Source organism: Arcobacter sp. CECT 8985, from assembly GCF_004116495.1.
GTDB lineage: Bacteria > Campylobacterota > Campylobacteria > Campylobacterales > Arcobacteraceae > Malaciobacter.
In genome coordinates this window covers 40942-52756 of the sequence record NZ_PDKC01000021.1, presented here as the reverse complement: position 1 = coordinate 52756, position 11815 = coordinate 40942, and the positions used below count along the sequence as shown (strand labels likewise).

Annotated in this window: 14 protein-coding genes; 2 read left to right on the top strand and 12 right to left on the bottom strand. The window is 25.0% G+C overall.

Annotated elements, in window-relative coordinates; all coding sequences use genetic code 11:
- A partial coding sequence (locus tag CRU93_RS09750; RefSeq protein WP_129104018.1) for a flagellin occupies positions 1 to 662 on the top strand: 662 nt, incomplete at its 5' end.
- A 119-nt stretch (positions 663 to 781) separates the two neighbouring features.
- The gene (locus CRU93_RS09745) at positions 782 to 2761 is read left to right on the top strand and encodes a 6-hydroxymethylpterin diphosphokinase MptE-like protein (protein ID WP_129104017.1); all 1980 of its coding nucleotides are present in this window, start codon (positions 782 to 784) and stop codon (positions 2759 to 2761) included.
- 2 nt (positions 2762 to 2763) lie between these two features.
- On the opposite strand, the gene CRU93_RS09740 is transcribed toward CRU93_RS09745, so the two are convergent.
- From CRU93_RS09740 to CRU93_RS09685, 12 genes are all read right to left on the bottom strand, one after another.
- Entirely contained in the window at positions 2764 to 3294 is a 531-nt protein-coding gene (locus tag CRU93_RS09740; RefSeq protein WP_129104016.1) for a GNAT family N-acetyltransferase, read from the bottom strand.
- Entirely contained in the window at positions 3287 to 4207 is a 921-nt protein-coding gene (locus CRU93_RS09735) for a hypothetical protein (RefSeq protein ID WP_129104015.1), read from the bottom strand. The genes CRU93_RS09740 and CRU93_RS09735 overlap by 8 nt, the downstream gene beginning before the upstream one ends.
- Entirely contained in the window at positions 4194 to 5480 is a 1287-nt protein-coding gene (locus CRU93_RS09730) for a DegT/DnrJ/EryC1/StrS aminotransferase family protein (RefSeq protein WP_129104014.1), read from the bottom strand. Before CRU93_RS09730 ends, CRU93_RS09735 begins: the two co-directional genes overlap by 14 nt.
- 2 nt (positions 5481 to 5482) lie before the next feature.
- The gene (locus CRU93_RS09725) at positions 5483 to 6457 is read right to left on the bottom strand and encodes a Gfo/Idh/MocA family protein (RefSeq protein ID WP_129104013.1); all 975 of its coding nucleotides are present in this window, start codon (positions 6455 to 6457) and stop codon (positions 5483 to 5485) included.
- Entirely contained in the window at positions 6457 to 7182 is a 726-nt protein-coding gene (locus CRU93_RS09720; RefSeq protein ID WP_129104012.1) for a cytidylyltransferase domain-containing protein, read from the bottom strand. The genes CRU93_RS09725 and CRU93_RS09720 overlap by 1 nt, the downstream gene beginning before the upstream one ends.
- Positions 7183 to 7287: 105 nt before the next feature.
- Positions 7288 to 8316 carry a pseudaminic acid synthase gene (gene pseI / locus CRU93_RS09715; RefSeq protein ID WP_129104011.1) on the bottom strand — a complete coding sequence of 343 codons (1029 nt, stop codon included), beginning with the start codon at positions 8314 to 8316 and terminating at the stop codon, positions 7288 to 7290.
- Between the two features lie 51 nt (positions 8317 to 8367).
- Entirely contained in the window at positions 8368 to 8532 is a 165-nt protein-coding gene (locus CRU93_RS09710) for a WbqC family protein (protein WP_129104010.1), read from the bottom strand.
- Between the two features lie 78 nt (positions 8533 to 8610).
- Positions 8611 to 8895, bottom strand: coding sequence for a methyltransferase domain-containing protein (locus CRU93_RS09705; protein WP_129104009.1), 285 nt, complete (start codon positions 8893 to 8895; stop codon positions 8611 to 8613).
- A 38-nt stretch (positions 8896 to 8933) separates the two neighbouring features.
- A complete protein-coding gene (locus CRU93_RS09700; protein WP_099343234.1) occupies positions 8934 to 9563 on the bottom strand; it encodes a formyltransferase family protein in 630 nt (209 codons plus the stop codon).
- A gap of 3 nt (positions 9564 to 9566) precedes the next feature.
- Complete coding sequence (pseG, locus tag CRU93_RS09695) at positions 9567 to 10475, bottom strand: UDP-2,4-diacetamido-2,4,6-trideoxy-beta-L-altropyranose hydrolase (protein WP_129104008.1); 909 nt, start codon at positions 10473 to 10475, stop codon at positions 9567 to 9569.
- A gap of 2 nt (positions 10476 to 10477) precedes the next feature.
- Positions 10478 to 11206, bottom strand: a complete 729-nt coding sequence (locus CRU93_RS09690) for a cytidylyltransferase domain-containing protein (protein ID WP_129104007.1) — start codon at positions 11204 to 11206, stop codon at positions 10478 to 10480.
- Positions 11203 to 11814, bottom strand: coding sequence for a pseudaminic acid biosynthesis-associated methylase (locus tag CRU93_RS09685; RefSeq protein WP_258238885.1), 612 nt, complete (start codon positions 11812 to 11814; stop codon positions 11203 to 11205). Before CRU93_RS09685 ends, CRU93_RS09690 begins: the two co-directional genes overlap by 4 nt.
- Position 11815 lies beyond the last annotated feature (1 nt).

Sequence of the window (11815 nt, the reverse complement as noted above, 5' to 3'; positions counted from 1 at the left end):
TTTCGAATGGAAACTCTGCTGTTTCTTTAACTCAAATTGCTGATAAGGCTATGTCTGAGCAATCTAATATTTTGGATACTATTAAAACGAAATTAGTTCAAGCTGCAACTGATACTACTTCAGATCAGGGTAGAGAAGCTATTGGTAAAGATGTTAGTAAACTTCTTGACCAATTAAATAACATTGCTAGCCAAACTAATTATAATGGTACAACTCTTTTACAGGGTGCTAGTGCTGGTGCAGCAGCAAGTTCATTAACATTTCAAATGGGTGAAACTGATGCTGATACTATTAAAACAACAGCAGGTGTACAAGCAAATGTTGCTGGATTAACACTAAGTGGATTAAAAGCTTCTGCTGATGCAGGATTTACTTCTGCTGGAAGTGCTAGAAGTTTAATGAAAAACGTAGATAGTGCGATTAACACACTAAATGGTTGGAGAGCAGACTTCGGTTCTACTCAAAATCAATTAGAATCTGCTATCAGAAACCAAATGACTCAGCAAACTAATATTAAATCTGCTGAATCTGTAATTAGAGATGTTGATTATGCACAAGAAAGTGCTAATTTTAATAAACAAAATATTATTTCGCAAGCTGGTACTTATGCTATGAGTCAAGCGAACTCTATTCAACAAAATGTTCTTAGACTTCTTCAATAGTCTTTGAACCTTTTAATATTTTTAAACTTTTAAAGGGCTAGAATTACTCTAGTTCCCTTTAAAAATAAAAACCTAAGAATCTTTTATGTAAAATAGAATATCTAAAGATAAGGTTTTACATGCAAGAACTTGATGAATTAACTCAACTACTTTTTAATTTATATAAAAAAAATTTAAATTTTTTAGAAAATAATCATCCTGATATATATGAGAAAGTACAAAAACTATCAAATGATCTAGATAATAAAAAAATTGAAGAAAGATACTCTCTTGAATATATAGAAGATGGGGGATATTTTGATGTTTTAGACCATACAAAAAATAAATTTATTTATGGTTTTAATAGCTATCAAGAAGCAGATAAAAGAGCCCAAATAACTAACTTCACAAGGGATAGTTCATTAAACTTACTAAGAATTGATACAAATACTAATAAATTAGCATTAATGGGTTCACTAGGAGTTATATCTACATTAGTAAATTATATAAATCACAAGGTAGATTTCTCGAATGTAACTTTTTCTAAAATTTTTAAATTTATATTTATTGGGGTTGGTTCAGGGGTTCATCTAAACGAAGTATATAAAAAAGTTGATTCAATGAATACTTTAATTATTGAACCTGATATAGAATTATTTAGAATATCTTTATTTACTGCTGATTATTCACTACTAGAACAAGGGAATAAAAAACTATTTTTTTCAATTGCTGAAGATGAGATACAAAGAGAACAAACTCTTGCAGATTTTAGTTACTATCATAACTATATGAATTACAATATAAAACATCATGTATTTTCTATAGAGTATAAATATATATTAGATCAAATAATTGATTTTTTTGGATCACATGATGCGGCTTCATTCCCTTTTGGTGCAGTTTTAAATGTGCTTGAACAAACAACTAAATTTATGAGAAATAAAGAGTTATTTCTAAAAAAAGATTTAATTGACAAATATGCTCCATTAAAAGATAAAAAAGTATTAATCATTAGTGCAGGACCATCTCTTGATAAAAATTTAGAGTGGATAAAACAAAATCAAGATAAATTTATAATTATATGTGTAGATGTAATATTAAGAAAATTAGAAAAAAATTCTATAATTCCTGATATAGTAGTATCTATTGACCCTTCTCACCTTTGTGGAAAATATTTAACAACTGAAGATAAGGATTTTTTAAAAGATAGTGCAATAATTTTTCTTTCTCAACAAGAAGATAGTGTTTTAGAAAAAGTTAAAGATTTAAATTATTACTTTTCACAAGTTTTTCCAGTATCAATGGATTTAGGATACTCTTTCTCACTGCCAAATGTAGGAACATTTTCATTTGCAATAGCAGTATTTTTAAAAGCAAATGAGATTTACTTAGTTGGAAATGATGCTGCATTTAACCAAGAAACAGGAAGTAGATATGCTTCAGATAGTTCACATGAGGTTAAAGATTTTGCACTACAAGACAACAATGAGGAAAAAGACAATAACTTAGTTTCTTCATATGATATTATTGAAGTAAAAGGTAACTTTCAAGATAAAATCAAATCAAACAGAACACTATTAACATTTAAGAAAGATTATGAGTCATATTTATTTGCATTAACAGAAGATGTAAAAAAATCTCTTAAAGCATATAACTTGTCAGATGGTGCATATATGGAAGGTCTAATTCCTTTAAAAAAAGATGATATTAACATATCGAAATTTACAAAAAAAGATTTTGATGCAAACGAAATACTTAAAAATATATCTTGTGTTGTAAAAGATTTAGACTTTAAAGATGATGTAAAAATATTAACTAAAATGATTACAAGAGTAAACAAATTCAAAAAAATTAGAGTAAGTTCAAAAGATGACCTTTTGGCTAAAAAGCTTGATATTATGATTTGGATTCTTGAACAAAAGAAAATTATGAGTAGTGAAATATTTGGAAATGTCTTTTTAAAATTTATAGAACTTATTGATATTTATATTAATTTCTTCCTAAACCTTAGACAAAATGGGCTTTATGATAAAAAGAATTTAATGGAAATTAAGTCTTATTGGTGTGATTCAACAATTTATGTATTAAAAAATCTAAAGCGAATAATAAATCAAAAGTAATCTTATTTTTGATTTATTATTCCATATAATTTAATATCAACATATTTCCCATCTTTAAAGATTGCTTGTTTTAAAGTACCCTCTTCTTGCATACCTAGTTTTAATGCAAGTTTTTGCATTGAGATATTTTCACTACTTGTTCCACAATAAATTCTATGAAGATTTAAACTATTAAAAGCATGTTTTATAACTAATGATGCCGCATCAAAAGCAAACCCTTTACCATGATAATCTTTCTCTCCCATAATTATGGCGAACTCTGCATTTGAATCTATGTAATTAATATTTTGAATACTTACATTTCCTATATGAGTATCATCTTCTTTACTACAAATAGCAAGAACTAAACAGTTATTAGATGCATTTACATTTAAAATATAATCTTGTGTTTTTTCTATAGTATTTACAAATCTATGGTGTGCATTGAATTTACATATTTGCTCATCATTTAGCCAATTTACATAGTTTGACTTTGCATCTTCTAAACAAAGAGGTCTTAAATATATTCTACTTGATTCCAAAAATTTATTCATCTAATTTCCTTAATAATTTTTTTAATCTATCTTTAGTACTTATAACTTCAACACCTTCAATAACATCAATATTTTTTGATAATTGAATACTATAAGTATCAATATTTAAAAGAGTTGATTCTTTAAATACAGAAGAGTTTATACCAAATACACATTTACAATTATATAACACTTCATTAATATCAAACTCTTGAATAACGATATTTAAATCTTTATACTCTTTTATTATATCATCAAATTTTGATTTTTCCTCAGCTGGATGCAGTTTTATAAAAAAAGGTATTAAAAAATTTTCTTCTTGCATAGAAGATAAAATAAATTTTAAAACATCATACTCATCAAAACCAAATTTATTTCCATATAACTCTTTTATATATTCAGATAAAAATAAAATATATTTACCTCTATTTTTTAAAATCAATTCATCTTTAGTGATTAGTTGTGGGTAAAATACTTCTTTTATATACTTTAAATATAAATCTTTTTTAAAAATAGCTTTTTTCTTAATATCATCATTTTCTATTTTTTCTATATCTTCACAATAAATTATATCAGGTAAATAGTTACTATCTAAAGGTTGATTTTTTATAAAAAATCTTTTATCAAGATTTAACACAGAATCTAAAAAACATCTAACTTCTAAGCCTTTTTTCTTAGCTTCTATAAGTATTTCAATCTCATAATCAGAGTGAATTCCTGATGTTCCAATAACAATAATATCACTATTTTCTAAAACTAATTTTTCTTTGCATATTAAATAAGGAATATGCTTTTGAAAAGTTTTTAATGCAGGACCTTTAGGGTAACAAAGAATGTTAAAGCCTTTTTTATGCATAAAATATGCATATGCCATAACTAAATTTGCACCACCTGCATCATAAGAGAATAGTTTTATTTTTTTATCTAAGCTCATCTAAATTTTCACATACTTTAATATATGCATTTATCACATCATTTACATCATCTTTGCTTAAAGGACTTCTTGTAAAATCATGAGTCCATAAAGTATGGTAGTGAAAATTTTCTACATTAGGACAAGTTCCTTTTTCATAAGAAATCTCATCTTTAAATGCAAAGTTTTGTTTATTGTATGCAATTTTATTTTGAAACATAGGTAACATATAAATAGGTTTTACATATCCTTGTCCTATTGGTACTCCTTCATTCTCTCTACCTTCTACTGCTACTAACTCTTCTTTTACTGCACTTATAAATTTATCTCTTGATACTTTTGCAATATCTTCTAAAAACTCAAAAGCTTGTATATAATAAGAGTGTGTTCTATTTTCTAGTTTAGTTGTTCGTATAAAAGGGTACTTACTTAATGCTTCATCATACATTTTTGCATATTCTTGTCTAACTTTTAACTCTTCATCAAGTTTTTTTAACTGTTCTATTCCTATAGCTGCTTGAATTTCAGTAAGTCTAAAATTAAAGCCCAACATATTTACAAATTGTGTTTCGCCTTTATTTTCAACTACTGATTCTGCATGATTTCTAATTAATTGCATTCTATTAGCTAAAGCATCATCATTTGTTGTACAAACTCCACCCTCACCTGTATGAATATGCTTATGATAGTTTAAACTAAAAACTCCAATATCACCTATAGTTCCAACAAATTCATCATCATATTTTGCGCCTGGTGCTTGAGCACAATCTTCTATAACATAAAGATTATTCTCTTTTGCTACTTGCATTATCTCTTTCATATTTGAAGGACAGCCAAAAATATGAACAACTACTATTGCTTTTGTATTTTTTGTTATAGATTTTTTTAATGAATCTATACAAAAGCCATAAGTATTTGGCTCTAAATCACAAAAAACTGGTGTTGCATTCCAAAATAAAGGAGCACTTGCAGAAATTGACATTGAGTAAGGTGAAACAATAACCTCATCACCAAGACCAATTCCACAAGCACCTAAGGCTGTTATTAAACCAGAAGTATTTGAATTTACAGAAATTGAGTGTTTTACACCAAAATAATCACTCCATGCTTTTTCAAACTCTTGAACTTTTTCCCCTCCATAAAAATCCTCATGCCATGCACCTAAATATTTTGAGAGAACACCTTTTTTCATAACTTTTACAACTTCATCTATCTCTTTTTGATCAATATTATTATATCTTCCAAATAACTCTTTTCTTACTTTATTCCCACCATTAATAGCTAAATTAGGCATTTTTATTCCTTACTATTTAATATTTTTGTTAAAAATTCTAAGTTTTTTAACTCATTTTCAAAAGAGGCACAGTTATCTTTTTTTTCATTTATTTGTAAAAATATCTCATCATATACATTATAAATTAATTTATTTGATATCTTATCTTTTTTAGTAGATACTTTATTAATAAACTTATAACCTTTAAACTCTTTTTTTTCAACTATCTCTTTATAAAAAATCGTTCGTTCACTATTTATATAACTTACTACTTGATTATCAAAATATAAATTTAGTTCTATAATATTATATTTAGTATGATCTAAAGCAATAAAATATACAGGTATTAATTTGTTATTGTATTGTATTTTAAAAAATAAATCATAAGATTTATCTTCATCATTAAAACCAATAGTTTCATCAAGTATTTTTATATCTTCTATTTTTGGATTAGAAAATAGATAATTAATCAAATCAATAAAATGTGAACCATTATTTTTCAAACCCTTTACATAATTAAGTGTTATTTTTTGTAGATTTTCTAAACTCTTATTTTCTATATTCTCTTTTAAATTTTTTATTGGTTTTTGAAATCTTCTTATATAATTTACTACTATTTTATCTTTAAAAAAAGAGTCTAAATTTTCATACTCATCTTTAGTTGAAAAAAGTGGCTTTTCAACTAAAAACTTTTTAATATGATTACTATTTTTAAAACTACTTAAAACTTCAAAATGCATATTTGTTGGAGTAGCAATAACTAAAATATCAATATCTTTTTTATCAATTAGTTTTTTATAATCATTATAAAAAATCACATCAGAAAAAAGTTTTTGAACTTTTGATAAATTTCTATCATCAATATCTGCTATATATTTTAAATTAAACTCTTTATGTAAATATATAGCTTTTATATGAGAATTTGCACTATTTGTATTTTTATCATAATCAAAAAGTAAAGAGATATTTCCTATTCCAATTACTGCAACATTTAACATTAACTAAGACCTTTTCTTTTTATACTTCCATTAATCTGTAGTAAGCTAGGGTTTTCTCTTACATATTTAACTAATTGCTCTATTGAAAAATACTCATCATTAAAATGATTCATTATTTTAGTAATCATTTCATAATCTTCTTTTGTATCCAAAGTCACTGACAGTTCTGGGAATTCCAATTCCTTAGGAGCATAAATATTAAAAGTTTTAAATCTATTTGTAGTATAAAATTGAGGAGTTACATGCTCTTTATCCATATTATCTAAACCATACTCTTCAATCCGTTCTAAAGATTTTAATGAATAAACTTGAATAGCCATTCCAATAGGAAATGTACTTTTTATACTATTACTTACATATTCATAGTCATTGTCTAAATATATTTTTATTGCTTCATCTATTAATTTAGAATCAATAAAAGGACAATCTCCTGTAAGTTCAACAATTACATCTGTATTAAACTTCTGATGTGCTTGTAAAACCCTTTGAAAAACATTATCTTCACTTCCTCTAAAATGTTTAATACCTTTTTTTTCACAAAGTTTTACAATATCATCATCATCTTCATTTATTGTAGTTGCAACAATTATTTCATCAACTAACTCACATTTTAAAACTCTATTTATCATTAGTTCTAAAACAGTACTATTTCCAAGTGGTTTTAAGACTTTTTTAGGAAGCCTTGAAGATGTCATTCTAGCTTCAATTGATACACTAACTTTCATAAAAGCTCCTATTTTTTCTTTTGTTTAAAAAGCTGTATAAAATTTGCTTTCCAAGTCTTTCTTTGATAAGTTTTTTTCATACTTCTTCCTATATTAATATTATATTTAATTAAACTCTAATCTATCTGCAAATTTATAATCTTTTTTTGATTTTTGACCTAATATCTGTTTTAAATATTTTGGATGAAGTCCATACCCAGGTCTTACACTTCTTATATTTTCTAAAGTAAACTCTTCACCTTTTTTTATATCTTTTGATACATATAAACTTCTTGAGAATACTCGATTTTTTCTTTTCTTTTCTGTCATCTCATAGCTTACTTTACCTAATAGCTTTTCACTATCTCTTATAGCTTTTACCATATCTTTAAACTCATCTTTTTGCATAGAAAATTGTGCATCTGGTCCACCTATACTTTTATCTAGTATAAAATGTTTTTCAATAACTTTTGCACCTAAAGTTACTGCTATGATTGGTGCAGTTGAACCTATAGTATGATCAGAGAAACCAACTTCTACTCCAAAAGTTTCAGCCATATTGGGTATTGTATTTAAATTTGCATCTTCTAAAGCAGCAGGATAAGCACTTGTGCATTTTAATAAAATAATATCTTCATTTCCTACACTTCTACAAATATCAACAATATCTTGAATCTCTTGTAATGTTGCAATTCCTGTTGAAATTATAATTGGCTTACCTTTTTTTGCCGTATATTCAACCAAATCATAATCTGTTATTTCAAATGATGCAATTTTATAAGCGCTTGGATTAAATTGTTCAAGAAAATCAACTGCACTTTTATCAAAAGGAGATGAAAAAATATCTAAATCTAAACTTCTTGCATAATCAAATAGCTCTTTATGCCATTGCCAAGGAGTATAAGCCTCTTCATATAACTTATATAAAGTCTTATCATCCCACAAAGTACCACCTTTAATAACAAAATCCTCTTTATTAGAATCTAGTGTTAAAGTATCAGCAGTATATGTTTGAAGTTTTATAGCATTTGCCCCAACCTCTTTTGCGGCTTTTATGGTATCTAATGCATTTTGTAAACTGCCATTATGATTTGCACTTAACTCTGCAATTATAAATGTTCCATCTTTTTGTAAATCAAATTTTCCTATTTTCATATTAAATTCTCTTTTTCTTTTTTAACTTATTTTTATAAATAAATTTTTGTATCAACAATCAATAAAATATCTTCCTTTTAACATTATCTCTTTTGAAGATTCTAATCCTTCATTAAATAATAAATCAAGTATTCCAAGTTGATAAATAAAGTTTTCTCCTACTTGATTATAAATAGGATGTTTATAATATTGATAAACTATATCTATATTTTTCATATTAAATTTTTTTAAATATTTAAGATTAAATCACCTTTATTACCTTGAATATTTTTTAAATTTGAAGATAAACTAAAATTAGTATTTATGTTTAAAAGCTTTGAGATTTCTTTTATGAAATTCATATAAAGAAGATGATTTAGTGTGACTAAAATTAAATTTAGCATTTTCAATTGCATCTTCATTTATATCTACTCCTACAATATCAAATTCATATTGATATGGAAGCATTAAATTATTTCCACTAGAACATCCAAATTCAAAAAATTTCAATCCTTTTTTTTGATGAAAACTATTTTTAAAAAAGTATTTTATAAAATACTCATCTGGATATTTCAAACCTCTTATTTCTTTTATTTTCATAAATACCTCAAAATATTATTAATTTTATTATACTACATTTATTCACTTAGTTCAATTTTTAAAATATATTTTTTATCATTTTTATAAAAGAATGCAGGATATTCTTCATTATCAACTACTCTTAATAAATTAAACTGCTCATTTATTGTTTTATTAATATCTAATTGACTATTTAAAGGTGTCCTTTTTTTATAAAAACTTTCTTTACCTATTTGTTCGGTTAAGACATTATATTTTTCATAATTTGATACAAACTCTTTACACATACTATTTACCAATTGAGCTTGTTTATGTCTTAATAAAGGATTCAATTCAGTTCCATCAAGATTAAGTATCTTTTGCATATAGATACTCCCCTCATCTACATCACAAGAAGCTTCAAACATAGTAAAAGGTATATCATTTTTACCCTCTAAAACTTGCCAAAAAAGAGGAGACCAACCTTTACCTTTAGGTAAAGCACTTGCATGTACCACTATATTATGTTCATTCTTTTTTAAGTATTCTTCTTCTATAATCTTATGATAACTTAAAATAAATACTATTTTATAATTACTTGCCATTTTTTTATGATCAAAAAATAACTCACAATTACTTAACTCTTTTGCTAGTTCTTTTGCGTAATCAATGAACCATTGATTAGGAGATGTTAATATTGCAATTTTCATTTTTTAACCTCTTATTAATTCTTCTATATATTCTCTTAAAATTTTTTTATTAAAAGATCTTATTGTAAGATATTTTTTCTTATTTAAATATTTATATATTTCTTTTTGGTTATTTGCAGTTTTTATTGCAATAAAAGGTAACTGCATAAAGTAGACTTCATTTAAAATTACACTAGCACTAACTACTGCAAAATCACTTTTTGCCATAAGTTTCGCAATTTTTTTAGTATCTATATATAAATTTATAAAATCTTTATTTTTACAATATTCTTTTAATTGTTTCAAATTTTTATTTGCACTTGTAGTAACTATATAAACTTTTAGATTTTCAAACAACTCTAATACTTTTAATATATCAATATTTATATTACTATGATCAGTTCCTCCAATTGCTACAAATACTCTTTTTTTTTCATCACTCTTTTTTATTTTTTTATTTTTATATTTGTAAAATTCTTCTCTTAAAAGAGTATATTTAGATCCACACTTCAATTTGCAGTTTTTAGGAACTAAGTTTTTATATTTTTTTTCATTTGCACTAATATTATGATTTATTAAAACATCACAATAGTGTTTTTCATAAGTATCATCAAGACATACTATTTTCACATTTGTTTTTTCTTTAATTGATTTTTCACTTTTATAATCAATTTCATAATTATCAATTATTAAAATATCTATATTTTGTTTTTTTATTAAATAAATAAGTTCTTGAATATTTTTAGTATTTAGATTATATAAACCAAATTTATTATCAAGAATTTTTTTATTTAGATTACCTTCTAAGTTCAAAGTTGCAAAACTTACTTCAAAACCTTTTTGCTCATACTCTTTTGCCAAAACAAAAGTTCTCATTATATGACCATGACCTATACTAAAAGAAGCATCTGCTCGAATAAGAACTCTTTTCATAATTATCTTTTCTTTTGTTCTACAAATTTATTTATCTCGAAAATCTCTGGATTATCTTTTAGTGTTGAAATAAGTTTTTCATAAGAGAATTCTTCTTTATTTCCAAATTTTTCATATAGTTTTTTAATAGCTTCATAATCAGCAATTTCATCTAAAGTAATTCTATATTTTGAATTATCTTCAAAACTTTTTAAAAACTCTATTTTCAATTTATCTTTTATTGTTGTATGCATATAAATAGTCACATGCTCTTTTTCATAATCTGTAGTTGCATTATTATAAGCTTGTGTTAGTAATTTAAAAGAAAAAACTTCAGTGTCCAAACCTCTTGGAAATCCACTATGAACTCCTAAACTAACATAATCAGCTTTTGAAGTTTTATATAAATTTATGGCTTTTTGGATTAGTTTAGCATCAATAAAAGGGCAATCACTTGTACATCTTATTACAATATCATCATCTTTTAGCTCATATTTAAGACAAGATTCATAATATCTACTTAGTACATTATTTGTATCACCTTCATAATATTTTATTTTATGTTTTTTACATATATTTACAATCTCTTCTTGAGTTCCATCATTTGTTGTAGCAATAATAATATTATCTTTAAATTCTTCAAGTCTTTTAAGCATTGTTTCCAAAACTGTTTTATCTCCTAAAGGTAATAAAACTTTTTTAGGAAGTCTTGTACTTGTAGTTCTTGCTTGAATAACTATATATGTATTCATCTTTTTTCCAATAAAAACCAACTAATATCATCTTGAGGAAAGTTATTATCTCTATGATATAAAAAACCATAATCAACCAGTTTTAAATCATTATATTTATCAAGCATCTCACCTGCAAAATCTCTTTTAAATAGTTTACCTTCATTTCCTCTATATGGTATTTCTACAGGAGTTGGGTTATAATATTCTGCAACTAAAATATATCTATTTGAATAGTTATATAGTTTCTCATATACAACATCTAAATATTCTGGATTAATATGAATTAATACACCTTTTATCAAAGTCATATCAAACTTCTCATCTAAATTTATATCAAGTAATGATTCATTATATACTTTTTTAAGAAAATTTAATTTTTTTAGCTCATTAACTGCTGTTTTATTTATCTCTATTGCAGATATTTCTAAATTTGAAATTGTGCTTAATGCATGCAAATTCATACCAATATTTGAACCAAACTCTATTACTGAATTTACATTATCAACTCTACTAAAAACTTTGGAAAAAAAGTTTATGTTACTTTTTATAATTGAAGTATTTCTACAAGAATACTCATCTCCAAACTCTTCTGCCCAAAATTTTTCTTGTTCTGTTTTATATTCCACA